This window comes from Pseudomonas abyssi (assembly GCF_003444685.1).
Lineage (GTDB): Bacteria > Pseudomonadota > Gammaproteobacteria > Pseudomonadales > Pseudomonadaceae > Halopseudomonas > Halopseudomonas abyssi.
In genome coordinates this window covers 1,421,766-1,447,548 of record NZ_LMAZ01000001.1, presented here as the reverse complement: position 1 = coordinate 1,447,548, position 25,783 = coordinate 1,421,766, and the positions used below count along the sequence as shown (strand labels likewise).

Sequence of the window (25,783 nt, the reverse complement as noted above, 5' to 3'; positions counted from 1 at the left end):
GCATGTACAACAAGATCCTGCTGCCAATTGATCTGAACCACAAACAGTCGTGGGACAAGGCGCTGCCCACGGCGCTCAATTTTTGTCAGACCTACGATGCCTCGCTGCACATCGTCACCGTGCTGCCAGACTTCGGGTTGCCGCTGGTGGGTGGGTTCTTCCCGCGCGAGTACGCCGAGAAGGCGAAAAAGGCCATCAGCAGTGACCTCAAGGCCTTTGTGGCAGAGCAAGTGCCCAAGGGCGTCAAGGTCCAACGCATCGTAGCCGACGGCAAAGCCTACGAGGCCATTCTGCGTGTCGCCAAGAAGCTGGATGTTGACCTGATCGTCATGGCATCACACAAGCGCAAGCGGCTGGAGGACTATCTGTTGGGTACCAACGCATTGCGCGTGGTGCAGCAGTCTCGACGCTCGGTGATGATCGTTCGCTGACGCACGACGCACTGACCACTCGCATGACTGGCATATATCCTGCTTGGTCTCAGGTAGGCGGCCGCCGTCACAGGGCCGTTACATAGACAATGGCGTCTCCCCCAGCCCGACTCAGGTCGGTTGCCGGGGGCGGCGCTTTTTTTATGCCTGAAACAGAGCCTGGACGCGGCGCAGCGCCCCGTCCGGGCCCGCAAAGGAAGACAGCATGCACAGCAGTTTCTGGAAAGCCGGCCACACGCCAACCCTCTTCTCAGCCTTTTTGTACTTCGATCTGAGCTTTATGGTCTGGTATCTGCTTGGCCCTCTCGCGGTGCAGATTGCCACCGATCTGGATCTGAGCGCACAGGAACGGGGCATTATGGTGGCGACACCCATCCTCGCAGGCGCACTGCTACGTTTGCTGCTGGGGTTCATGGCGGACCGGCTCTCCCCCAAAACCGCCGGCATCATTGGCCAGACCGTTGTCATTGTCACCCTGCTGGCAGCCTGGCAACTGGGTGTCAGCAGCTATGAACATACCCTGATGCTGGGCCTGGGTCTGGGATTTGCCGGCGCCTCCTTTGCTGTAGCGCTGCCGCTTGCCTCACAGTGGTATCCGCCCGAGCACCAGGGCAAGGCGATGGGGATCGCCGGCGCAGGGAATTCAGGCACCGTGCTGGCAGCCATTTTTGCGCCCGGGCTGGCCTACCTGTTTGGCTGGCAGAACGTATTCGGCCTGGCGCTGATTCCGCTCGGCATCACGCTGATCGTCTTCATATTGTTGGCGCGCAACGCCCCGAACCGGCCTGCCCCCAAGGCCCTGGCGGACTACGCCCAAGCCCTGCGGGATGTGGACAGCTGGTGGTTCATGTTTTTCTACAGCGTGACCTTCGGCGGCTTTATTGGTCTGGCCAGCGCGCTGCCGGGCTACTTCAGTGACCAGTATGGGCTCAACCCAGTAACCGCCGGTTACTACACCGCCGCCTGCGTGATGGCGGGCAGCCTTATGCGTCCGCTCGGCGGCGCGCTTGCCGACCGCATCGGCGGCATCCGCGCATTGCTCTACATGTACGGTATCGCTGCCATCTGTATCGCCGTGGTTGGCTTCAACCTGCCCAGTTCCTGGGCCGCCCTGGCATTTTTTGTCGCTGCCATGCTCGGATTGGGCACCGGCAATGGTGCGGTCTTTCAACTGGTGCCCCAGCGCTTCTTTCGGGAGATTGGCGTCATGACCGGACTGATCGGCATGGCCGGCGGCGTAGGCGGTTTTATCCTGGCCGCCGGACTCGGCACCATCAAGCAGCACACCGGTGACTACCAGCTTGGACTGTGGCTGTTTGCCTCGCTGGGGCTGCTGGCCTGGGTTGGACTGTATAACGTCAAACGCCGCTGGCGCACCACCTGGGGCGCCTCCAGTCTGTCCTCCGCCCGGATCTGAGCCATGGCGCTGCAACTGAGCATCAGCGAGGCCAGCGACACGGGGCCCCGCCAGCAGAATCAGGACGCCATCCGGGTGGTCACACCAGCCGCCCCGCTGGCTGCCAGCAAGGGGCATCTGCTGGCAGTGGCCGACGGCGTCAGCCAGTGCGCTGATGGCGCGCTGGCAGCCCAGGCCACCCTGCAGGCACTGGCCCTGGACTACTACGCCACACCGGAAACCTGGGCGGTGCCTCAGGCGCTGGATAAATTGCTGACCGCCCACAATCGCTGGCTGCGCGCCAATGGTGGCGGACACCCGCTATTGACCACGCTCACCGCGCTGGTGCTGCGCGGGCGTCGGTATTTCCTCGCGCATGTCGGTGACTGCCGGGCCTACCTGCTGCGTGACGGCAAGCTGCGCAGGCTGACCCAGGACCACGTCTGGGAACACCCGGGCATGGATCATGTGCTCAAGCGCGCCATGGGCCTGGACGAGCATCTATTGATCGATTACAGCGACGGCGCGCTGCACCTGAATGACCAGCTACTGATCGTCAGCGACGGTGTCTGGGCAGCGTTGCAGGACGCAGACCTGTTGAGCTGCCTGCGGCAGCACCCATTCGAGCAAGGGTGCCAGCAGCTGCTCAAGCTTGCCCTGCAACGGGGCAGTCAGGACAACGCCAGCGCCCTGCTGGTCCGGGTTGATGCGCTGTCCGACAGCACGCTGGGCGAAGCCCTGGCCCCGTTGGATGAGCGCGCGTTGCCGCCGCGCCTGCAAGCCGGAAAACCGTTTGAAGGCTGGGACCTGGTCGGTGTGCGTGCCGAGTCGCGTCAGTCGATGGTCTATCGGGTGCGCGACCCGCTGCAACAAACCTGGCTGATGAAAACCTTGCCATCGGCTTTGCAAAATGATGACGCGGCGCGGCAGGCACTGGTGCTGGAGGAGTGGTTCATGCGCCGCGTCGCTGGCGACTTTGTCCCTGAACTGCATCCACTACCGCAGCGCCGACACCTGTACTATGTCATGCGAGAATATCCGGGGCAGACCCTTGAAGAGCGCAAGCGCCAGCACGGGCTGTTGAGCATTCCTACCTGTCGCACCCTGGCCACCCAGTTACTGCGCGCGGTCGGCAAGCTGCATCAGCGCAACCTGATTCACTGCGACATCAAACCGGACAATTTGCTGCTGGGCGACGATGAGCGCCTGCGCCTCTTGGACTTTGGCCTGTGCTATTGCCCGGGCCTGTCGAACGCCAACCGAGTCAGCGCCGCCGGCACGCCCAGCTACATGGCACCGGAAACCCTGGAGGGCGCCGCGCCCACCCCGGCGCAGGATATCTATGCCTGCGGCGTGACCCTCTACTACCTGCTGACCGGACACTACCCCTACGGCGAGGTCGAAGCGTTTCAACGGCCGCGATTCAACCAGCCGGCCCCCGCCAGTCGCTATCGCCCGGATATCCCCCCCTGGCTGGATGACCTGCTGTTGCGCGCGGTGGCGGTCGAGCCGGGCAAACGACTGGAAACGGCAGAACAATGGCTGCTGGAAATGGAAGCAGGTGACCAGCGCCCGCTGATCAACCGCAGCCAACCGTTGCTGGAGCGCCATCCGCTGGTGTTCTGGCGCTGGGTGGCCGCCGCCTCTCTCGCAGCGAATCTGGTACTGCTGGTGCAGTGGCTATCCTCGTAGGTTGCGCCCCAACCCGGTGCAGCCACGCTGCATGCCTGTGCACAGAACAGTGCGGTCAGATTTAGATAGCAGTCGTAAGCGCATGATATACAAGCAATAACAAATATGGCACGAGACCTGCTTTAAAGAGATCAACACAACAGGTCGTGGCTGACTGCAAGCCCGCCCTTACATCGCACATTCGGACAAAGGCGTCCCTGCTGCTCACGCGGCCGGGACGCCTTTTTTGTTTTCCGCCCGGTAAAGAGCGTCACCATGCGAAAACTGAAACTGGTACTGATTGGCAACGGCATGGCCGGCATTCGTACGCTCGAAGAGCTGCTGAAGCTGACCCCTGATCTGTACGAGATCACCGTGTTTGGCGCAGAGCCGCACCCCAACTACAACCGCATCATGCTGTCGCCAGTACTTGCCGGCGAACAGGCGTTTGCCGACATCGTGCTCAATGACCTGGACTGGTACCGCCAGCACGGCATCACGCTGCATCTGGGCAAACGCGTCACACGCATCAATCGCGTCACCCGCCGCGTGATCGCCGAAGACGGCACCGAAGCCGCGTATGACCGCCTGCTGCTGGCAACAGGCTCCAACCCGTTCATGCTGCCAGTACCGGGCAACGATCTGCACGGTGTCATCGGTTACCGCGACATCGGCCATACCCGGCAGATGATGAGAACCGCCCTGACCCACCGCCATGCCGTGGTCATCGGCGGCGGCCTGCTGGGGCTGGAGGCGGCCAATGGCCTGCGCCAGCGCGGCATGGACGTCACCGTTGTGCACGTTGGCAAGTGGCTGCTGGACCGCCAACTGGATGAAACCGCCGGCCAGTTGCTGCAGCAGGCTCTGGAAGCACGCGGCATACGCTTTGCCCTGCAGCACCACACCGAACAGCTGCTCAGTGACAGCACCGGCCGTGTTTGCGCGGTTGCTTTCAGGCACGGCACACAGATCCCGGCTGATCTGGTGGTCATGGCCGCTGGCATCCGGCCAGCCACCGATATTGCGGTGGAGGCCGGACTGGCCTGCGACAGAGGTATTCTGGTCAACGATACCCTGCAAACCTTTGATCCGCGCATCTACGCCATTGGCGAATGTGCGCAGCATCGCGGCATCGCTTACGGCCTGGTCGCGCCGCTATTCGAGCAGGCCAAAGTCTGCGCCAATCATCTCGCCATGCTCGGCTATGGTCGCTATCTGGGATCGATCACCTCGACCAAACTCAAGGTGACCGGTATTGACCTGTTCTCGGCCGGCGACTTTATGGGGGATGACAGCTGCGACATCATCACCCTGCGCGATCCGCAGAGCGGCAGTTACCGCAAACTGGTGATTCGCGATGACGTGCTGGTCGGCGCCTGCCTGTACGGGGACACCCGCGATAGCAGCTGGTACTTCGAGCTGGTACGCAGCGGTCAGCGCCTCGCGGCACAACGCGATCTGCTGATGTTCGGCGAGGCGCTTGCCAGCAGCGCCGTTGAAGCCGCCGCAGATACCGATCTGCCGGTGCTCGAGCGGAGGCTGGCGTCATGAAGCAGACCGCCTCTACCTGCTGCTACTGCGGCGTCGGTTGTGGCGTGCTGATCGAGCACGACGGCCAGCACATCCACAACGTCAAAGGCGACCCGGCGCACCCGGCTAACCTCGGCCGCCTGTGCAGTAAAGGGTCGACCCTGCACCTGACCGGCGATCTGGCGGCCCGCGCCCTGCAACCGGAACTGCGTCTGGGTAAAAGCATGGCGCGCAGGCGCACTGATTGGGACAGCGCCCTGGGTCACGCGGCGGAGGTGTTTGCCCGCACCATTGCTGAGCACGGCCCCGACAGCGTGGCCTTCTATATCTCCGGCCAGTTGCTGACCGAGGACTACTACAGCTTCAACAAATTGGCCCGGGCGCTGATCGGCACCAACAACATCGACAGCAACTCGCGCCTGTGCATGTCCAGCGCAGTCGTCGGCTACAAGCGCAGCCTCGGCGCCGACGCAACGCCCTGCTCGTATGAAGACATCGAACAGAGCAACTGCCTGCTGATAGCCGGCAGCAACATGGCCTACGCCCACCCGGTGCTGTTCCGCCGCCTGGAAGCCGCCCGCGAGGCCAATCCGGCGCAGAAGGTCATCGTCATCGATCCACGTCGCACCGACACCTGCGACGTCGCCGACCTGCACCTGCCGCTGCGCCCCGGCAGCGACGTCGCCCTGTTTCATGGCCTGCTGCATCTGCTACTGGAAAATGGCCACGTCGACCATGACTTCATCAACGTGCATACCGACGGCTTTGATGCACTGAAAACACTGGTGCAGGACTACCCACCGGCCCGCGTCGCTGCCCTGTGCGATATCAGCGAGGCAGACCTGCGTCAGGCAGCCGAGCTGATCGGCAACGCCGACAGCTTTCTTTCCCTGTGGTGCATGGGCCTGAACCAATCCAGCGCCGGCAGCGCCAAGAACAACGCGCTGATCAACCTGCATCTGGCCACCGGCCAGATCGGCAAAGTCGGCTCCGGTCCCTTCTCGCTGACCGGCCAGCCCAATGCCATGGGTGGCCGCGAAACCGGCAGCCTGTCCAACCTGCTGCCCGGTCACCGTGACGCCGCCAATGCCGAGCACCGCCGCGAGGTTGCTGATTACTGGGGCGTTGCCGAGCTGCCAGACCAACCCGGGCTGAGCGCCATCGAGCTGTTCGAGGCCGTGCGCGACGGTCGCATCAAGGCCCTCTGGATCGCCTGCACCAACCCGGCCCAATCCATGCCGGATCAGCAACTGATCCACCAGGCGCTAAGCCTGTGTCCCTTCGTCATCGTGCAGGAAGCTTTCAGCACCACCGAGACCTGCCACTATGCCGACCTGCTGCTGCCCGCCGCCAGCTGGGGCGAGAAGGAAGGCAGCGTGACCAACTCCGAGCGTCGCATCAGCCATGTACGGCCCGCAATTCCGGCGCCCGGCAGTGCTCGTGCCGACTGGGATATCGTCTGCGACTTTGCCCGCAGGCTGGAGCAAAAACTGCGCCCAGGCCAACCCAGTCAATTTGCCTTTACCCGGCCGGCCGAGCTGTTTGACGAATACAAGGGCCTGACCGCCGGCCGCGACCTGGACTACAGCGGCCTGAGTCATGCGCTGATTGATGAGCTGGGCCCACAGCAATGGCCCTTCCCGACGGGCAGCCGCCAGGGCACCGCACGGCTGTATACCGATGGCCGCTTTGCCACCGCCGACGGCCGCGCTCACTTTGTTGCCGAAGCCCATCGCCCGCTCAGCGAGCCCGTCGACAGCGCCTATCCGTTGGTGCTCAACACCGGCCGCCTGCGCGACCAGTGGCACGGCATGAGCCGCACCGGCACCGCCGCCCAGCTGTTCGGTCACGTGGAACGCGCCCAGTTGGCCATGCACCCGCAGGACATGCAGCAGCGCGGTCTAACCGAGGGCGACCTCGTGACCCTCCGCAGCCGCCGCGGCAGCCTGATCTTGCCGGCGCAAGCCGACAGCCAGCTGCGCCCCGGCGAAAGCTTTCTGCCGATGCACTGGGGCAACCGTTTTCTCAAGGGTCTGGGCAGCAACCGCCTGACCCTCAGCAACCACGACCCGCTGTCCAAGCAACCGGAACTTAAACAGGCCGCCGTACAGGTCACCTGCGCCGAGCTGCCCTGGCAACTGTTTGTACTGGTAGAAGGTGATGTGCAGCAACGCTTTGCTCGCCTGCGCGAGCTGGCTGAATCATTCGACTACCTGAGCATTGGCCTGGTTGGCCGCGAGCGCCCTGCGGTTCTGCTGCGCGCTGCCGCTGCCCAGGCGCCCGACGCCGCGTTGCTGCGTCAACTGGACCAGGCTTGTGGACTGGACAGCCCGCAGGCATTGAGCCTGGAAGACAGCGCGCGACAGATCAGCAAACGCATTGTGCTCGACGACCGGCGCATCATCGCCTTACGTCTCAGCGGCGAGACCCTGGCCCGGGATTGGCTCCGCACACTCTGGCAAGACGGCAGCGACGTCACCGACCTGCGTCGCTGGCTGCTGGCACCCGTCGCCACGCCACCCGGTGCCAGCGCCGCCGCCAACGACAAAACCATTTGCAATTGTATGAACGTCAGCCACAGCCGCATCTGCACTGGCATCGAGCAAGGCATGCAGCTGGACGACTTGAAGCGAGAACTCGGTTGCGGCACCCAGTGCGGCTCCTGCGTTCCAGAAATAAAGCAACTGCTGGCCACGACCGCAGTCCCCGTCTGATGCAGGAGAAACTGATGAACAGCACACCCAATGTTTGGCTGATTGGAGCCGGCCCCGGCGACCCGGAATTGCTCACCCTCAAGGCGGCACGCCTATTGGCGAATGCCGAGGTGGTGATGGTGGATGACCTGGTCAATCCCGAGATTCTGCAGCACTGCCCGCAGGCGCGGCTGATTCGTGTCGGTAAGCGCGGCGGCTGCCGCTCCACCCCGCAGGCCTTCATCAACCGCCTGATGCTGCGTTACGGGCGCCAGGGTAAACGCCTGGTGCGCCTCAAGGGCGGTGATCCCTGCATCTTCGGCAGGGCCGGTGAAGAAGCCCAGTGGTTGCGCGAGCGCGGTGTCGAGGCAGGTATCGTCAACGGTATTACCGCCGGTCTGGCCGGCGCCACCCAATGCAACATTCCGCTGACATTGCGTGGCGTCAGCCGCGGCGTGACGCTAATTACGGCCCATACGCAGGACGACAGCGAACTGAACTGGGCCGCCCTGGCCGCCGGTGGCACCACCCTGGTGGTCTACATGGGCGTCGCCCGCTTGCAGCAGATTCAGCAAGGCCTTATGGCCGGCGGCATGCCAGCCGACATGCCAGTCGCCATGATTGAAAACGCCAGCACACCAAACCAGCGGCAACACGCCTGCCAGCTATCTCAGCTCTGCGCTGCCGCCACTGCCTTCAAACTGAAAAGCCCGGCGGTGCTGGTGATTGGTGAGGTGGTCAATGCCGCCGAGCTGATCCAGTCACACAGCGAACCGTCGCAGTTGACAGGCTAAGGCGCGCGGGACGGGCTGCTGCTCAGGCCTTGGCCGGCTTGAGCGCTTCGAGCATACGCCCCATGGCCGCGTGAATGGCGTTGACCGCTTTCAGCGGGCGCACCATGACCTTGAAGTCGACGATTTTGCCGTCGGCGTTCCACTGGATCATGTCGATGCCATTGATGGTGATGCCGTCGATGATGGTCTGAAACTCCAGTACCGCGTTGTTGCCGTCAACGACCTCACGCAGGTATTTGAAGTGCCCCGGCGCGTTCAGCGTTTTAAAGGCGGCCGACAGATACAGCGTGGTAATCGCCTTGCCCACCTGCGGCGTGTGCACCACCGGCGAATGAAACACAACGTCGTCCGCCAGCAGATCCGCCAGACCGCTTGGATCTTGCGCCTCAACAACCTTGTGCCACCGCTCCACTACACTGCTCATTGCTGTTCCTTATCGTTGTTCGTATGGGCTGCCATTGTTCGCCGCCTGGCATTGCAGCGACAAGGGAGATTCAGCAGCTGAATCGCGTGCAACATGGCCAGGAAGCCGGCGCAGGGGCCGGCTTTCTGGCTGCTCAATCTTCGTGCGGAATCGGGTCAAGATTACGATCCCAGCCCACCAGTACAACGGTAGCCAGAATACCGATCAGCAGGCCCACCCAGGGCTCGAAGAACGCCAAGGACGCGCCAATAAGTACCACCGCGCCCCGAGACGTGTTGTTTTTCGGGATGGCCATGGCGATATAGGCACAGGCAAACCCGGTCAGCACCAGCGTGAGCGACAGGGCAATGCCCAGCAGCGGTTTAAGCCCGGTCAGTAGCGGCAGCAGGAAGAACAGAATCGGCAACCCCATCAGGTAATAGGACGCCAGGCCGCTGTGGATGCTGTCCATCGCCTGCTTGCCCTGCTTCCAGCGCTGCATGATGATCACGTGCACACCGGTCCAGAGCGCGCCCTGAGTCGGGAAGAACGGTGCACTGATGCCCATCAGCGCGTTACGGATGGCCAGCGAGATGTGCGAGCGGGTCGGATTGATGTCGATGTGTTCATCCTGGCGTGTTTCCAGCCCTTCGCGGATAACCTCGTTGCCGGTGACCAGGTCGCCAAACAGAATCACGTAGGTAATCAGCGCCAGCGGCATGCCCTGGATAAACATTTCCATGCTCGGCCAGCCAATGGCAAAGGGTGAGACCTTGGCCCAGGCGTCGCCCAGCGGCGGAATCAGAATGCCCCATTGGATGTCATAGTTCACCTCGCCTACCATCGGCCCGATAATGCCGGCCAGCACGAAACCGGGCAGCAGGCCCAGGGCGCCAAGCAAGGCAAAGAAACGGTATTTTTCCTTCAATTTGGCCATCGGGATGCTGAAGGCGAAGATCAGGCACACGGCGCAGGCGATGGTGGTACTGATTGGCTGCTGCAGCAGAAAACGCTCGGCATCGTCAACAAATACACGTTTCAGCGCCGCAATCGCCGCGCCAAGAATGATGCCCGCCTTGAGCGTGTCAGGTAGCCAGAGAATAAAGCGCTTGCCCAGCCCGGTGATGCCCAGCAAAAACAGCAACAGGGCAAAATCCAGCGAAATCGCCGCCATCGCCTGAAAGCGCTCGTCAGGTGTCTCGTACCCGCCCAGCACAAAGGCGAGGACCAACGGCAACGCCGGGGTGATCCAGCCAGGGGCGTAGGGTTCACCGAACACAATGATGGACGAGGCAATCAGCGCCGAATGAATCATGGAGACGGCTACCGCCTCTTCAAAACTCAAACCGAAGAAGCTGGTCATCAGCGGCACCAGCGACAGGCCGGTAGCGGCGGCAATCAGCAGCCCCTGAACCAGCTCAGGCCAGCAGAGCTTTGAGTGGTAGAACGGCAAACGAAAGGTAAAAGGCCCCCAACGCCAGCCCGGTTGTTCAGGTTGCGACATACCCGTCTCCATTTTGTCTTGTTGTTATGTTCTCTCTCGCGGAGAGTGTCACCGCATTATGCCCAGCCGGCCCCTCTAGCGCGCCAACATCAGCGTCGTCGATGACGCGCTAGAGCCTACCGTTATTCTGCGTCGCCAAGCACCTCATCAAAGAACTGCTGCATGGCGGCAAAACTGCGCTTGGCTACCACCGGGTTATATTCGGCCTTGCCAGCCATGTTGGCGTAGGGATCGGAGAAAGAATGGACCGCGCCACCGTAGCTGATCAGTTGCCAGTCCACACCAGCGCCGCGCATCTCGGCCTGAAAGTCGGCGACCTGCTGCTCCGGCACGAAGGGATCATCGGCGCCGTGCAGTACCAGGATTGGGGCCTTGATATTGGCTGCGTCGGCCGGGTTGGGGGTGTCCAGGTTACCGTGGAAAGACACCACGCCCTTGAGGTCGGTGCCCGAGCGCGCAAGCTCCAGCACCGAGCCGCCACCAAAACAGAAGCCGATGGCAACCAGCTGACCGCTAGTGACCGGTGCCTGAGCCTGACCGGCCAGCAGGTCCAGCGCGGCATTTACGCGCGTGCGCATCAGCGCGCGATCATCGCGCACGGTGCTGGCAGCGGCGCCGGCCTCCTCGGCGTTGGCCGGGCGAATGTCACGACCGTACATGTCCGCCACAAACACCACATAATCGGTGCCCGCCACCTTACTGGCCTTCTCGACTGCCGCATCGGTTACCCCCATCCAGTTGGGCACCATCAGCACACCAGGCCGCGGCGTCTGCACACTGGCGTCGTACACCAGGCGGCCCTCAAAGGGTTTGCCATCAATCTCGTAGTCCATCTGCTCAACCGTGATGTCCGCCTGTGCAAGACCCGCCAGCGTGCTCATTACCACTCCCCCCAATAGGTGTTTCATCGTTGCTTCCTCCATAAATGTCCCTCCAGCATAGCGTCAGAAACAAAAATGCCTGCACAAGGCAGGCATTTTTGCTCACGCGTTACCGCAAACTGGCAGCTTAGCGGCTCAGTTCAACCAGCAGTGCATTCAAGCGGCGAACATAGGCACCCGGGTCCTGCAGTGCTTCGCCAGCGGCCAGCGCCGCCTGGTCGAACAGAATGTGGCTCAGATCGGCAAAGCGATCCTCATCCTGCTCGCTGTCGAGCTTGTCCAGCAGCGGGTGAGCCGGATTGATCTCCAGGATCGGCTTGCTTTCCGGCGCCTTCTGGCCGCTGGCCTCGAGGATGCGGCGCATCTGCAGCCCCATATCGTCCTCGTTGATCACCAGCACCGCCGGGGAATCAGTCAGACGGTGCGACACGCGCACTTCCTGCAGCTGCTCCTTGAGCGCTTCCTGAATGCGCTTGACCAGATCGGCCTTGGCCTCGGCGGCCTTTTCCTGCTCCTGCTTGTCCTCGTCGCCTTCGAGCTTGCCCAGGTCCAGATCACCACGGGCGATGTCGATAAACTGCTTGCCCTGGTACTCGGTCAGGTGGCTCATCAGCCACTCGTCGATGCGGTCGGTCAACAGCAGCACTTCGATACCCTTCTTGCGGAAGATTTCCAGGTGCGGGCTGTTCTTGACCTGCGCATAACGCTCGCCGGTGAGGTAGTAGATCTTGTCCTGGCCTTCAACCATGCGCTCCAGATACGCGTCCAGGCTGACCACTTCGCTGTCATCGCTCTGGGCGGTGGAGGCAAAACGCAACAGGCCGGCAATCTTCTCGCGGTTGGAGTAATCCTCTGCCGGGCCTTCCTTCATGACGCTGCCAAAGGCTTTCCAGAAGGTCGCGTACTGTTCAGGCTCTTTCTTCGCCATCTTCTCCAGCATGTCCAGCACACGCTTGGTCAGCGCGGACTTCATGCTGTCGATCGCCGGATCCTTCTGCAGGATCTCACGCGAGACGTTCAGCGACAGGTCGTTGGAGTCCACCACGCCCTTGATAAAGCGCAGATACAACGGCAGAAACTGCTCGGCGTCGTCCATGATGAACACGCGTTGCACATAGAGTTTGAGCCCGCGCGGCGCTTCACGCTGATACAGGTCAAACGGGGCGCGGCCCGGCACGTACAGCAGGCTGGTGTATTCGAGCTTGCCTTCGACCTTGTTGTGGCTCCAGCTCAGCGGGTCCTCAAAGTCATGGGCAACATGCTTGTAGAACTCCTTGTACTCCTCGTCCTTGACCTCGGTACGCGGACGGGTCCAGAGCGCGCTGGCGCGGTTGACGCTCTCCCACTCGGTCTCGGCAGCGGCCTGCTGCTCATCACCCGCCGCCGGCTTGGGCAGCTCGATGGGCAGGGAGATATGATCGGAGTATTTGGTAATGACGTTGCGCAGACGGAAGGTGTCGGCAAACTCGCTTTCAGCCGGCTTGAGGTGCAGCACGATACGGGTACCGCGCTCAGGCTTGTCGACAGTGGCAATGGTGAACTCACCCTCACCTGCCGACTCCCAGTGCACACCTTCGGCGGCAGCGAGGCCCGCCCGACGGGTAAACACTTCCACCCGATCAGCGACGATAAAGGCGCTGTAGAAGCCGACGCCAAACTGGCCGATCAGCTGGGAATCCTTTTTCTGGTCTCCGGTCAGTTGCTGCATGAAGGCGGCGGTACCCGACTTGGCAATGGTGCCCAAGTGGTCGATGACTTCCTGACGGGACATGCCGATGCCGTTGTCCTCGATGGTCAGGGTATTGGCCTTGCTGTCGGCACTGACGCGGATACGCAGCTCGGGCTGGTCTTCCAGCAGCTGCGGCTGGGCAATGGCTTCGAAACGTAACTTGTCGGAGGCATCCGAGGCGTTGGAAATCAGTTCACGGAGGAAGATTTCCTTGTTCGAGTACATCGAGTGAATCATGAGGTGCAGCAGCTGCTTTACCTCGGTCTGGAATCCCAGGGTTTCCTTATGAGCGTCCACGGTCATAACGAAGCGTCTCCATTTGATGCTGTTCAGGGCAAGCCAGCAGATTCTGGCAATGCAGCAGAGATGGGGACATTTGAAATACTTTCAAGGGCCTGGCGTCAGATCCGCGGTCGTACCTCGATCAAGGCGATGTCGACGGGATGAAACTGAAAGTCAACCTGGTTGGCGCCCTGAGGCAGCGCCAATACCAACCTGCGCTCGCTGGTTACCGCCTTGAGCACCCCCTCGTACTCCCGACCGGCGATGGTTACCAGCCGCAACCGCTGACCTACAAAATGCTCCGGCTCATCCAACACGGCGAGCAAGCTGACCTCCTGCCAGCCAGCGGGCGGCGGCGTGGGCGCAGCTGGCTCCGGAGGCGGTGCTGGGCGCTGGGTGCTGGTCAGTGAACGTCCAAGCCAGCTTGGGCGCTCTGCCAGGGTCACCCGTCCGGTTAGCCGGGTACGGTGCTCGGCAGGCAAATGCAGGTGTACCACCATGTCGGCGCCATCTCTGCCCTGCGGCGCCAGAGACAGACTCAGGCTGTAATCGGAAGCAACACGGCGTAGGCCGGGTGAGGCCAACGCGCCAGTGTACCACTGGAGCACCATCTGCGGCCAGGGGCCATCGTCGCCGGGCAAAAGATCGATTGCGGTACCTTGCAGTAGGCGGGTGGCGCCATCAAAACGCACCACCAGGGAGCGACGGACGCGCTCGCCAGCGGTCTCGGCAAAGACCAGTTGATCGCCACGCCAATACACCTTATCCGGCGCAAACGGCTGGCCCATCAGCGTGCCTTGCAACTCACCGGCGGGCACTTGCTGGTGCCATTGCCCAGACAGTAAACGGGCAAAATGCTCTGGCTGATGCTGTTGCAGCAACCAGAGACCACCACCCACACACAGCAGCGATGCAAGCAGCAATATACGCGGCAGGCGAGCAAAGGCGCTGTCGCGCAGAAAGGGCGTTACCAGCGGAAGCAACACAGCCAGCAGGACGGCTCGGCTACCCAGACGCAAGCTGCCAAAAACCAGCCAAATCCAGGCCACTACAAAACCGATCACCCCACCCAGAATCAACAAGGCTTCCATCGCCGACTGCACTCCTGTCGCGCTCGCGTTCAATCCAGCTTGAAATGGGCCCGAGCCGTGGCAATCGGCTCGCTGGAACGGGTTTGCCAGGCGGTGATGGCAACGTTGCCGACACGCCGCCCCTGCCGCCATACCTGGCAGGTAGCATAGGTATCACGGTACAGCCCGGCGCGCAGGTAATCTACTGAGAAATCGATGATTTTGGGGAATACCTCACTGTTCATGAACATCATCAGGTGCAGCATCGCCGACTGCTCCATAAAACCGGCAATGACACCGCCATGCAGTGCGGGCAAGACCGGATTGCCGATGTTGTTCTGCGCACTGGGCAGGCAGAAGAAGGCCTCATTACCCATGCGCTTGACCTGCATGCCAATCATCTTCGCGTAGGGAATGGCTTCTACCAGCTCGCCATAGTCACCTGTTTCGCGAGAACGGCTGATGATGTCCTGAACCTGCTCCTCGCTCAGACTCATGCCCCCTCCTCGTCGCCATGCGCTTTCAGGCTGCCCGGGTTTACCGCCTTGCCCATGCGCATGAAGGTACCAACAACATGCGCGATAGGTTCGTCGCGATCGTCCTGATAGGCGACACCGCGGGTAAAGATGACTGTAGGGGTCACGCGATAACACTCGGCAAACCCAAAGATGGGCTTGCCCGGTTCAGCCGGGTGCATGTAGTCAATCCGCAGATCCAGGGTCGGGCAGATCTCAAACTCTGGCAGGTAACACACGGTAGAGATACCGCAGCAGGTATCCATCAGGGTGGTGATGGCACCGCCGTGTATGACGCCAGTAACCGGGTTGCCGACGATATTGTCGCTGTACGGCAGCTTGATGATGAGCCCCTGCTCATCGGCCTGCTCTACGGTCATCTGCAGGTGCTGGCAGTGCCGCAACACAGACAGGAAATTGCGCGCGCGCAGTTCTATTTCTGACATATTGGAAAGGCTTGGAGTCGCTGTTCGGATAAGGCAAGGCCAAAGGCTCATCATAGTACCCAGAACGTGAACTAGACTCCAGAAGTCGACCAGATGTTGAACTTTACGGGCAAGGCGCAGCACTAAGGCAGTGAATCAACCGCTTTGAAGGAGTGTTCATATGTCCCGGAAAACGACTATCGCCGCCGCCCTGCTGCTGACCACCGGTCTGCTTGCTGCTGCAGGTTGCCAGCAAGAGCCTGAAGATAAGATGGAAAATGCCCAGGAATCCATGTCCGACGCGGTCGACAACGTCGGTGATGCCGTAGAAGAAACCGGCGAAGCCATTGAGCAAAAAGCTGAAGAAGCGCAATAACAAGGCGACTGATCGCCGACTTTACTCGTCAAGGAGAGCACCATGAAAAAACTAGCTGCAGCAGTTGTCCTGATGGCCGGCGTAGGTCTGCTGGCTGGCTGCCAGGAAAGCCCGGAAGACAAGATGGAGGATGCCCGCGAGTCCATGTCTGATGCCATGGACAACATGCAGGACGCCGCCAAGGATGTCGCCGACGCTACCGAACAGAAGGCCCGTGAGGTAACCGGTACCGAGCAGACCACCGGCGAGGTGTTGCAGGAGAAGGTTGACGCCGCAGGTGATAGCGTAGAGGACGCCTACGATGCGACTTCCGAGAACATCGAAGAAGCCTACGACGCGACCAAAGAAGGTGTCAGTAACGCCTACGACAGCTCGGTAGAGTACGTTGAGGAGAAAGGTGAAGCGGTGCAGGATGCTGCCGTCGAGTCCAAGGAATCCATGGAGCGCGCCATGGAAGAGTAAGCGATCAGTGAGTCAAAAAAAGGGCATGCCGCGGCATGCCCTTTTTTTATCTGTCAGCTCAGCGCAACAGCGGCAACAACAGCAAACCCAGGCTGGAGACGAATCCTGCGCCCCACACCAGGCTGCGCAGCGTTGCAAAATTAAGCAGGTATAGCGCAGTGTAAGCCACACGGCTCAGCACAAAGATAATGCACAGCGCATTGGCCGCCGCGCCGAGAGTCCCCGTCGCGAGCACCACCAGCACCCCGGCAGCAAACACCGGAAACGCCTCGATCATGTTCTGATGCGATGCCAGCGCGCGTGCGCCCCAGCCCTTCAAGCTCGCCTGCTGCGCACGCGGATGGGCATTGTCATAACCACCCGAACGGGACTGGGCAACAGCAACCGGCGCTTTGGTCAGCACCAGCATCAACGCAGCGATAAACAGACTCCAGAGGGGGATACTCATTCCAACTTCTCCATTTGCGGTGGCGGTATCGGTGCCGGACTGAACATCATGATGTGCAGTACGTCCGAGTGAAACTCACGTCGGTACAGTACCAGTACCACTCCAGCGGTGGTAAGGATGAACAGCAGCGGATTGATGAACCAGGTCAACGTGCCCAGCGCAAAGTAATAGGACCGCAGCCCCAGGTTGAACTCGTTACCCGCCATCGAGATAACGCGCGCCATCCGCTCGGCGTAGGCATTGCGCTCGGCCTCGGTAACATTTTTCTCACCCAGCAGCGGCGCCGAACCCAGCAGCACAGAAGCAAAGTTGTACTGGCGCATCCCCCAGGAAAAGGTGAAGAACGCGTACACAAAGATAGCCATCAGCACGAGCAGCTTGAGTTCGAAGATCTCCCGGCTGACCTTGGCGACGAAGGGCAGCTCATGCAGCAGCAGCTCCGCCTTGTCGGTGGCCCCCATCACGGTAATCAGGCCGGCCAGGATCAGCAGCGTACTGGAGGCGAAGAAGGATGTGTTGCGCTCCAGGTTACCGATCACGCTGGCGTCGGACATGCGCTGCTCACGCATCAGCAGGCGGTTCATCCAATCGCGCCGATACAGGTGCAATACACTCGCCAGGCAAGCCGTATCACGCCCTTTGCGCAAGGCATAGTAGGTGTAGCCCATCCAGCATAGCACCAGCCAGCCAACAGCCAGCGTGTTGATCCAAACACTTCCTGCATCCGGAATCGACAGCATTCAGTCTCCCTACTCTGAGCGGGTTTTATTTATCGGCCCGAAACGTCCCGTATCAACGTCGCAGGCTGCCATGGCGCAGATATTCAACCAGCATAGCCAGCAGCATGGTCACCAGAACCGGCAACAGCCAGCCCAGGCTTTGATCCGACAGTGGTAGTGCATCAAGCCACGCGCCTGCACTGCTGATCAGCCCGGCGGCCTTGAGGCCGTCAATCACGCCGAAGACCAGCGTTATCAGCATCACCGGCCGCATGATGTTAGCGGGCCGCGCCCAACTTGCGCCCAGCAGACTGATACACACCAACACGATGGCCAACGGGTACAGGCCCACCAGCACCGGGATGGAGACGCTGATCAGGCTGTCCAACCCCTGGTTGGCAACCAGCATGCTGAACAGACCAAATAGCCAGACCACAGCCCTGTAGCTGACCGGCAACAGCTTGCTGAAGTACTCGCCACAGGCTGTCAGCAGACCCACTGCGGTGGTCATGCACGCGAGGATAATCACCAGCGCCAGCAGCGCGCTGCCCGCAGTACCAAAACGATACTGCACATAGGCGGCGAGGATCTGTCCTCCATTGACGCCCGGTTCAACCAATGAGCCACTGGTTGAGCCCAAATAAAACAGCGACAGGTACACCAGCGACAACCCGGTCGCCGCGATGACGGCCGCCAACACGGTGTAGCGGGTAATCAGCGGAGCAGCGCTGACCTGACGGTCGCGAATCGCGGTGGTGATCACAATGCCGTACACCAGCGCGCCCAGGGTATCCATGGTCAGATAGCCCTGTAGAAAGCCCTGAATCATGGGTGCATCGCGGTATTGGCCGCTTGCCGCCGGCATATCACCGGCGGGTAGGAAAAGCGCTGCCAGCCCAAGCAGCACCAGCCCTGCCAGCAATACTGGGGTAATGTACTTGCCGACCCGGTCCATCAACTGGCCAGGCTTAAGTGCTAGGAAGATCACCGCAGCAAAGTAGATGAGCGAGTAGCCCAGCAGGGTCTGCCAGCTGTCACTGACAAAGGGCAGCACGCCGATTTCGTAGGACACAACGGTTGTGCGCGGCGTTGCAAACAGCGGCCCAATGGCCAGATAGACCAGCACACTGAGTGTGACACCCGCCGCGCCGCCCAGCGGCGCGGTCAGCTGCGCCAGGCCGCCGCCCACCCGTGCGAGCGCGATCAGCGTGAGCAGCGGCAGACCAACAGCGGTGATGAGAAAGCCAAAAGCGGTCGGCCAGATGTTCGCCCCGGCCGCCAGACCGGCGCCAGGCGGGAAGATCACATTGCCCGCGCCAAGAAACAGCGCAAAGGTCATAAAACCGAGCGCGAAGATATCGATGGGTGTAAGTCGTTTGATCATAAAACTGTTATCGTCGTCCGCAAAAAGCAGGGACATCCGTGTCGTACGGCAACATCGCCCTCCCCTTTGTCAGGGACAAGGGGCGTTGCGCCAGAGGTTGGTTGGAATGCGCAGTCCGTCGACCATCAGGTCCGGCTGCGGCTTGGCGGCGAATTCTACCCTGTTCTGCACAACGGCATCGAACAAAGCCGCCGGGCGGTGGTCCAGCGGGCAGCCGTTCGCATCCTGCGCACGCCCCACATCACCGGACACAACCCAGTTCCCGTCAGCATCCGGCAGCCAGATTCGCCCAAAGGGCATCTCACTATCGCCGTCTCGACGCAGCACGATGTAAGCGATCTGCTCCCCGGCAAAGCCCGGCAAGGCCCGGATCAGGCAGGCATCGGGCAGGTCCAGTTGCTGGCTGTTGCACGACAGGACGCCCGATTCCCGGCCCAACGCCTGCGCCAGACCTGTGGGCAGCACACTGCCTGACGGAAAGCGCGGCAGGTCTTTGACCTGATCCAGCAAGGTAGCCGAGCCTTCTCGCCGGCCAGCCAGCGCCTTGCGGGCCAGAAGCGCCAGGCGCTGCGCCTGCTTGTCGCCGTCGGTGTCGGCACGTGTGAGGTCTGTCAGCACCTCCAGCCCGTAGCCATCGCCCTGGTAGCGCAAAAAATCGATCAGCGCGTCATCGCTGAGCCTGTTCGTCTCATGACGCAGCAACTGACTCTCGACGCTCAGACGGCGCGGATCGATCGGTCCACCGAGCAACAGCACGATGCCCAGCCCAGCGAGCACTGCCGCAGCGACATTGCTGAAAGGCAGCAAGCGGTTGGGCGTACCACCACGCGCACTGCTGAGTGCATCCAGGGCCGCCCCCAGCGCCATCACGCTCAGCACCAACCAGACCAGCAGTGCCCAGATACGCTCCGGCGTCAGGCCGTACTGCGCCAGGCGCAGCCATAGCGCATAACCGGCTACTGCCATCATAGGCAACAGCGCCAACTTGCCCGCCACCATGACCCAGTGCAGCCAGACGGCCTGCACGCCCTGCTCCGCCCCGCCGCGCGAAGCTAGGTTGATCAGCAACAGGTTCAGCGTGACAAACCAGAACAGCAAGTGCGCCGCATGCCCGCTGTCAAACAGGCCGGCGAGGCCCTGCACGCCCCAGCTGAGCACAAAACCTACCGCCAGCAACGCCGCCAGCGGATACAGCCAACCGCACAGCTGACGCGCCCGACCGGTGAGAAACTCGGCCACACCGCGCGTGCGCACCGCCACCGAGACCGCGTGGGAAAACACCAGCGTAATCAGGGGAATGCTGAACCAGCTCTGCTCGATCAGGTCGTGCAGCAAGTCTAGCCCCACCAGTTTGAACAGCCCGGCAGCGCTGTACAGCAGCCCCCAGAACAGCCCCAGCACCAAGGCTGCCTGAAGCAATACCAGCGCGTTGTGGTGCAGCGCATCAATCCAGCGCTGGTAATCCGTCGGCTGCGGGCGACCACGTATCAAGGCAACCGCGGGGGCTACCAAAAAAACCAGTAGCGAAAAAATCAGCGCCGGCTGCAGGTAGTCACCGACGCGTCCCGGCGACCAGCCCCCCAGGTAGCCCTCAGGCTGCCAGAGCGAGACACCGGCAGTCAGCCCCTGGTGCAGGCCGATCAGCGTTGCCAGCAGCCCCAGACCGAGACTGAGCAACCAGCGGCGCACCGCCGCAGCCTCACTCGCGCAATAGAAGGCGAGCGGCAGTGCCACCATGAGCATGAACAGTGGGACGTACGCCGCTGCATGGGTGGCAGGCCACACCTCTAACTCAGCCGACTGAAACAGGCCGTACGCCAATATCGCCTGCAGTACACCGACCATCATGTGCAAGCTGCTGATGCGATCAAAACTCTTCATTGGATAATTCCCTGACAAAAACAAAACCCCGCCAAGGCGGGGTTTTGTCAGCACGATGGTAGGGTGAAGCTTACTTCATTTCCCAACCAGTCAGCTCTGCCAGCGCTGCGCCGATTTCGGCCAGCGAGCGAACGGTTTTCACACCAGCGTCTTCCAGCGCAGCAAACTTCTCGTCTGCAGTACCCTTGCCGCCGGAGATGATCGCACCAGCGTGGCCCATACGCTTGCCTGCCGGAGCAGTTACACCAGCGATGTAGGAAACAACCGGCTTGGTGACGTTGGCCTTGATAAACGCTGCTGCTTCTTCTTCAGCGCTACCGCCGATCTCACCGATCATGACGATCGCTTCGGTCTTCGGATCTTCCTGGAACATCTTCAGGATGTCGATGAAGTTGGAACCCGGGATCGGGTCGCCACCGATGCCGACGCAAGTGGACTGACCAAAGCCGGCGTCAGTTGTCTGCTTAACCGCTTCATAGGTCAGGGTACCGGAGCGGGAAACGATGCCGACTTTACCCGGCAGGTGAATGTGACCGGGCATGATGCCGATCTTGCACTCACCGGGAGTGATAACGCCCGGGCAGTTCGGGCCGATCAGGCGTACGCCCAGCTCGTCACACTTGACCTTGGCGTCCAGCATGTCCAGCGTCGGGATGCCTTCGGTGATGCAGACGATCAGCTTGATGCCGCTGTTGGCTGCTTCCAGGATGGAGTCCTTGCAGAACGGCGCCGGAACGTAGATCACACTGGCTTCAGCGCCAGTGGCTTCAACGGCTTCAGCAACGGTGTTGAACACCGGCAGACCCAGGTGAGTCGTGCCACCCTTGCCCGGAGTAACGCCACCAACCATCTTGGTGCCGTAGGCAATCGCCTGCTCGGAGTGGAAAGTGCCCTGCGAGCCGGTGAAGCCCTGGCAGATGACCTTGGTGTCTTTGTTGATCAGGATGCTCATTATTTACCCTCCGCGGCCTTGACGACTTGCTGGGCAGCGTCGGTCAGACTGGTTGCAGCGATGATGTTCAGGCCACTCTCGGCCAGTACCTTGGCGCCGAGATCGGCGTTGTTGCCTTCCAGACGAACAACAACCGGTACCTTAACGCCTACTTCTTTGACGGCGCCGATGATGCCTTCAGCAATCATGTCGCAGCGTACGATACCGCCGAAGATGTTAACCAGAACGGCTTGTACATTGGAGTCGGACAGGATGATCTTGAACGCTTCGGTAACGCGCTCTTTGGTCGCGCCGCCGCCTACGTCCAGGAAGTTGGCCGGTTTGCCGCCGTGCAGGTTGACGATGTCCATGGTGCCCATGGCCAGACCAGCACCGTTAACCATGCAGCCGATGTTGCCTTCCAGAGCAACGTAGTTCAGTTCGAACTTGGCAGCGTGGGCTTCACGCGGATCGTCTTGCGACGGATCGTGCATGGCGCGCAGCTTGGGCTGACGGTACATGGCGTTGCCGTCGATGTTGATCTTGGCGTCCAGGCAGTGCAGGTTGCCGTCTTCCTTGATCACCAGCGGGTTGATTTCCAGCAGGGCCAGGTCGTAGTCGGCAAACAGCTTGCCCAGACCTACAAAGATGTTGGTGAACTGCTTGATCTGGTCACCTTTCAGGCCCAGTTGGAAGGCCAGTTCACGGCCCTGATAGGGCTGCGGACCAACCAGCGGGTCGATGGTTGCCTTGAGGATCTTCTCGGGCGTTTCTTCCGCGACCTTCTCGATCTCGACACCACCTTCGGTGGACGCCATGAAAACGATGCGGCGGGTGGAACGATCAACTACGGCGCCCAGGTACAGCTCTTGAGCGATATCAGTACAGGACTCGACCAGAATCTTGCTGACCGGCTGGCCGTTGGCATCAGTCTGGTAAGTGACCAGACGCTGACCCAGCCACTGCTCGGCAAAGGCTTTTGCATCTTCCTTGCTCTTGACCAGTTTTACACCGCCCGCTTTACCACGGCCACCAGCGTGAACCTGAGCCTTGACGACCCACATGTCGCCGCCAATCTTTTCACAGGCCTCAGCCGCTTCTTCCGGAGTGTCTACAGCAAAACCCTTGGAGACAGGAAGGCCGTATTCAGCGAACAGCTGCTTCCCCTGATATTCGTGAAGATTCATGCGTTTCTACCGTTTTGATCGTGTAGGAATTACTTTCTAGCCGCCACTCTGCGAGTTGCCGCCACCGTTGCCACCTGCCGCAATCCTGTCAGCCCGAACATGGTAAACACTGCAGCCTATTGCCGGGTTACATTTTGTAACCACTCTACAAAAGCCAAACGTTCGAATTGACCTGCTGCGGTCGACTGGCTGACCACCTCGTTGTGGCCTGACCGATTGCTCGGCCAAAGTTGTTCTTGCTACAGCAGACCCGGTAGTCACTTGGGCGACCACCGGGTCATCGGGACGCTATCTTAACGCTTCTTGCGGTTGGCGACATGAATTGCGTGGCCATTAACAGCCAAGGCAGCTTCATGCAGCGCTTCAGACAGGGTCGGGTGCGAGAAGACCATCATGCCCAAGTCTTCGGCACTGGTGCCGAACTCCATGGCGATGGCGCCCTGCTGTACCAGCTCTGCAGCGCTCGGGCCGATAACGTGCACACCCAGAACGCGATCGGTCTTGGCATCGGCAATCATCTTGACGAAGCCGCCGGTGTCATTGGCTGCAACCGCGCGGCCGCTGGCAGCAAACGGGAAAACACCGACATTGAACTCAACGCCTTCGGCCTTGAGCTGCTTCTCGTTCTTGCCGACCCACGCGATCTCCGGGTGGGTGTAGATCACAGACGGGACCAAATCGTAGTTCATGGCGGCCTTGTGGCCCGCAATGCGCTCGGCAACCATGACGCCCTCTTCCGAGGACTTGTGGGCCAGCATCGGGCCGCGAACCATGTCACCGACCGCATAAACGCCAGGTACGCTGGTGGCGCAGTAGTCGTCAACGTAGACCATGCCGCGCTCGTCCAGATCAACACCGCAATCGGAGGCCAGCAGGTTTTCGGTGTACGGACGGCGGCCAACGGCAACAATCAGCTTGTCAAAGGTCAGTTGCTGTTCCCCTTCTGCATCGGTGAACGACACGGTGACCTGCTTGCGCTTGATCTCTGTACCGGTAACCCGAGCACCCAGGCGAACCTGCAGCCCCTGCTTGGTGAAGGTCTTCAGCGCTTCCTTGGCAACCTGCTCGTCGGCCAGACTCAGGAAGGAATCCAGTGCTTCGAATACGACCACTTCAGCGCCCAGACGGCGCCATACCGAACCCAGCTCCAGACCGATGACACCGGCGCCGATCACGCCCAGCTTCTTGGGTACAGAGGTGAAGTCCAGAGCGCCGGTCGAATCAACGATGATATCGTCGGTCAGCGGTGCTGGAGGAATGTTGATCGGCACGGAACCGGAGGCCAGAATCACGTTTTCAGCATCGATCACGGTGACGTTGCCGTCCGGCGCAGTGACTTCGACTTTTTTACCAGCCATCAGCTTGCCGTGACCTTCGATGCTGGTGACGCCATTAGCCTTGAACAGGGTAGCAACGCCGCCGCTGAACTGCTTGACGATCTTGTCCTTGCGCTCGACCATGGCCGGGACATCCATGCTGATGCCCTTGACGTCGATACCGTGGACCTTGTACCCCTCTTTGGCTTCGTAGTACTTCCAGCTGCTGTCCAGCAGTGCCTTGGATGGAATGCAGCCAACGTTCAGGCAGGTGCCGCCAAGGGCGTTTTTGCCATCCTTGCCAACGTATTTTTCGATACAGGCCGTTTTCAGGCCAAGTTGCGCGGCGCGGATAGCGGCGACATAACCGCCAGGGCCCGCGCCGATGACTACCACATCGTATTTCTGACTCATGAGCAAATCCTCTGTTGGCAGCAGTATTCAAAAAGGCGCCCGGCAGCGCGTGCCGGGCGAGTAATCTGCTGCTGAAAACCCGTGTAATCGATCAGACGTCCAGCAACAGACGCGCCGGGTCTTCCAGCAAATCTTTGATCGCAACCAGGAAGCTCACTGCTTCCTTGCCGTCGATCAGGCGGTGATCATAGGACAGCGCCAGGTACATCATCGGCAGGATGACAACCTGACCGTCAACCGCCATCGGACGCTCCTGGATCTTGTGCATGCCCAGGATAGCCGCTTGCGGCGGGTTGACGATGGGGGTGGAAACCAGCGAACCGAATACGCCACCGTTGGAGATGGTGAAGGTGCCGCCGGTCATTTCTTCCATGGTCAGCTTGCCGTCACGCGCCTTACGGCCGTAGTCAGCGATGGTGCCTTCAATGTCTGCCAGGCCCATGTGCTCAGTGTTGCGCAGAATCGGCACAACCAGACCGCGGTCGCTGGACACGGCGACACCAATGTCCTGATAGCCGTGGTACACCACGTCGTTGCCGTCGATAGAGGCGTTGACTGCCGGATAGCGCTTGAGCGCTTCGGTAGCCGCCTTGACGAAGAAGGACATGAAGCCCAGACGGACGCCATTGTGCTTCTTCTCGAACAGGTCCTTGTACTTCTTGCGCAGATCCATGACCGGCTTCATGTTGACCTCGTTGAAGGTGGTCAGCATGGCCATGCTCGATTGCGCATCAACCAGACGCTCGGCGATACGGGCACGCAGACGAGTCATGGGTACGCGCTTCTCGACGCGATCACCCTCGCCCAGTGCAACAGCGGCAGCCGGAGCAGCAGCGGCAGGCTTGGCAGCCGGAGCAGCAGGCGCGTTCTTCTTGGCTTCGATGGCGTTCAGAACGTCTTCCTTGGTGACGCGACCACCTTTGCCGGTGCCAGCGATGTCGGCGGCAGCCAGACCGTTTTCTTCAGCCAGCTTGCGTGCGGCCGGCGACAGCAGCGGCTCTTCACCACTGCTTTGCTCGGCAGCCGGAGCCGCTTCTGCCTTCGGCTCTTCCTTCTTGGCAGCGGGCGCGGAGGCCGCTTCGCCATCTTTCAATACACCCAGTACTTCACCGCTCAGCACGGTGTCGCCTTCGGCCTTGGCGATGTCACCCATGACACCGTCAGCCTCGGCAAGAACCTCCATCACAACCTTGTCGGTTTCGATATCTACCAGCAGTTCGTCGCGTTTTACCGCGTCGCCCGGCTGCTTGTGCCAAGTGGCAACAGTACCGTCGGCAACCGACTCGGGAAATGTAGGGGCTTTGATTTCGATAGCCATTGTCGATCCTTATTAATCTCTGT

The 25,783-nt window shown here is 61.0% G+C and carries 22 protein-coding genes and 1 pseudogene; 8 read left to right on the top strand and 15 right to left on the bottom strand.

The features are described 5' to 3' along the window. The first annotated feature begins 2 nt into the window (after positions 1-2). The 6 genes and pseudogenes from ASB58_RS06620 (at position 3) to cobA (ending at position 8,515) form a co-directional block, all read left to right on the top strand. Positions 3-431, top strand: coding sequence for a universal stress protein (locus ASB58_RS06620; RefSeq protein WP_096005174.1), 429 nt, complete (start codon positions 3-5; stop codon positions 429-431). Between the two features lie 205 nt (positions 432-636). Beyond that, positions 637-1,848, top strand: a complete 1,212-nt coding sequence (locus ASB58_RS06615; protein ID WP_118129739.1) for a nitrate/nitrite transporter — start codon at positions 637-639, stop codon at positions 1,846-1,848. Between the two features lie 3 nt (positions 1,849-1,851). Then, the gene (locus ASB58_RS06610; RefSeq protein WP_118129738.1) at positions 1,852-3,519 is read left to right on the top strand and encodes a bifunctional protein-serine/threonine kinase/phosphatase; all 1,668 of its coding nucleotides are present in this window, start codon (positions 1,852-1,854) and stop codon (positions 3,517-3,519) included. Between the two features lie 255 nt (positions 3,520-3,774). After that, positions 3,775-4,977: pseudogene (locus tag ASB58_RS06605) on the top strand (NAD(P)/FAD-dependent oxidoreductase); the annotation flags it as partial. Positions 4,978-5,045: 68 nt separating this feature from the next. Continuing rightward, the gene (locus ASB58_RS06600; protein WP_118129736.1) at positions 5,046-7,742 is read left to right on the top strand and encodes a nitrate reductase; all 2,697 of its coding nucleotides are present in this window, start codon (positions 5,046-5,048) and stop codon (positions 7,740-7,742) included. Positions 7,743-7,756: 14 nt separating this feature from the next. Next, the gene (cobA, locus tag ASB58_RS06595) at positions 7,757-8,515 is read left to right on the top strand and encodes a uroporphyrinogen-III C-methyltransferase (RefSeq protein ID WP_118129735.1); all 759 of its coding nucleotides are present in this window, start codon (positions 7,757-7,759) and stop codon (positions 8,513-8,515) included. A gap of 22 nt (positions 8,516-8,537) precedes the next feature. On the opposite strand, the gene ASB58_RS06590 is transcribed toward cobA, so the two are convergent. From ASB58_RS06590 to ASB58_RS06560, 7 genes are all read right to left on the bottom strand, one after another. Further along, positions 8,538-8,939 (bottom strand): nuclear transport factor 2 family protein, encoded by a 402-nt coding sequence (locus ASB58_RS06590; protein ID WP_096005168.1) that lies wholly within the window; start codon positions 8,937-8,939, stop codon positions 8,538-8,540. Between the two features lie 133 nt (positions 8,940-9,072). Beyond that, positions 9,073-10,422 (bottom strand): hypothetical protein, encoded by a 1,350-nt coding sequence (locus tag ASB58_RS06585; protein ID WP_118129734.1) that lies wholly within the window; start codon positions 10,420-10,422, stop codon positions 9,073-9,075. 122 nt (positions 10,423-10,544) lie between these two features. Beyond that, on the bottom strand, positions 10,545-11,330 hold the full coding sequence (locus tag ASB58_RS06580; protein WP_235827235.1) for a dienelactone hydrolase family protein: 786 nt from the start codon (positions 11,328-11,330) through the stop codon (positions 10,545-10,547). A gap of 100 nt (positions 11,331-11,430) precedes the next feature. Continuing rightward, the gene (gene htpG, locus ASB58_RS06575; RefSeq protein ID WP_096005165.1) at positions 11,431-13,335 is read right to left on the bottom strand and encodes a molecular chaperone HtpG; all 1,905 of its coding nucleotides are present in this window, start codon (positions 13,333-13,335) and stop codon (positions 11,431-11,433) included. Between the two features lie 98 nt (positions 13,336-13,433). Further along, positions 13,434-14,405 (bottom strand): hypothetical protein, encoded by a 972-nt coding sequence (locus tag ASB58_RS06570; RefSeq protein ID WP_118129732.1) that lies wholly within the window; start codon positions 14,403-14,405, stop codon positions 13,434-13,436. A 29-nt stretch (positions 14,406-14,434) separates the two neighbouring features. Then, complete coding sequence (locus ASB58_RS06565; RefSeq protein ID WP_181977893.1) at positions 14,435-14,875, bottom strand: PaaI family thioesterase; 441 nt, start codon at positions 14,873-14,875, stop codon at positions 14,435-14,437. Between the two features lie 2 nt (positions 14,876-14,877). Next, positions 14,878-15,345 (bottom strand): PaaI family thioesterase, encoded by a 468-nt coding sequence (locus tag ASB58_RS06560; RefSeq protein ID WP_118129731.1) that lies wholly within the window; start codon positions 15,343-15,345, stop codon positions 14,878-14,880. A 160-nt stretch (positions 15,346-15,505) separates the two neighbouring features. Here ASB58_RS06560 and ASB58_RS06555 point away from each other — a divergent pair, with 160 nt between their 5' ends. Further along, entirely contained in the window at positions 15,506-15,700 is a 195-nt protein-coding gene (locus ASB58_RS06555; protein WP_065336158.1) for a hypothetical protein, read from the top strand. A gap of 42 nt (positions 15,701-15,742) precedes the next feature. Next, complete coding sequence (locus tag ASB58_RS20010; protein WP_181977871.1) at positions 15,743-16,162, top strand: hypothetical protein; 420 nt, start codon at positions 15,743-15,745, stop codon at positions 16,160-16,162. Between the two features lie 58 nt (positions 16,163-16,220). On the opposite strand, the gene ASB58_RS06545 is transcribed toward ASB58_RS20010, so the two are convergent. From ASB58_RS06545 to odhB, 8 genes are all read right to left on the bottom strand, one after another. Further along, on the bottom strand, positions 16,221-16,610 hold the full coding sequence (locus ASB58_RS06545; RefSeq protein WP_096005153.1) for an MAPEG family protein: 390 nt from the start codon (positions 16,608-16,610) through the stop codon (positions 16,221-16,223). Continuing rightward, the gene (locus ASB58_RS06540) at positions 16,607-17,350 is read right to left on the bottom strand and encodes a DUF599 domain-containing protein (protein WP_096005152.1); all 744 of its coding nucleotides are present in this window, start codon (positions 17,348-17,350) and stop codon (positions 16,607-16,609) included. The genes ASB58_RS06545 and ASB58_RS06540 overlap by 4 nt, the downstream gene beginning before the upstream one ends. Positions 17,351-17,402: 52 nt before the next feature. Next, positions 17,403-18,710, bottom strand: coding sequence for a branched-chain amino acid transport system II carrier protein (gene brnQ, locus ASB58_RS06535; protein ID WP_407920671.1), 1,308 nt, complete (start codon positions 18,708-18,710; stop codon positions 17,403-17,405). A gap of 72 nt (positions 18,711-18,782) precedes the next feature. Continuing rightward, a complete protein-coding gene (locus ASB58_RS06530) occupies positions 18,783-20,594 on the bottom strand; it encodes a DUF4153 domain-containing protein (RefSeq protein ID WP_118129730.1) in 1,812 nt (603 codons plus the stop codon). 70 nt (positions 20,595-20,664) lie between these two features. Then, on the bottom strand, positions 20,665-21,546 hold the full coding sequence (sucD, locus tag ASB58_RS06525) for a succinate--CoA ligase subunit alpha (RefSeq protein WP_118129729.1): 882 nt from the start codon (positions 21,544-21,546) through the stop codon (positions 20,665-20,667). Continuing rightward, positions 21,546-22,712: an ADP-forming succinate--CoA ligase subunit beta gene (gene sucC / locus ASB58_RS06520; RefSeq protein ID WP_118129728.1), complete on the bottom strand. Its 1,167-nt coding sequence runs from the start codon at positions 22,710-22,712 to the stop codon at positions 21,546-21,548. Before sucC ends, sucD begins: the two co-directional genes overlap by 1 nt. A gap of 293 nt (positions 22,713-23,005) precedes the next feature. Then, entirely contained in the window at positions 23,006-24,442 is a 1,437-nt protein-coding gene (gene lpdA / locus ASB58_RS06515) for a dihydrolipoyl dehydrogenase (RefSeq protein WP_118129727.1), read from the bottom strand. 91 nt (positions 24,443-24,533) lie between these two features. Continuing rightward, positions 24,534-25,760 (bottom strand): 2-oxoglutarate dehydrogenase complex dihydrolipoyllysine-residue succinyltransferase, encoded by a 1,227-nt coding sequence (gene odhB, locus ASB58_RS06510; RefSeq protein ID WP_118129726.1) that lies wholly within the window; start codon positions 25,758-25,760, stop codon positions 24,534-24,536. Between the last annotated feature and the right edge of the window lie 23 nt (positions 25,761-25,783).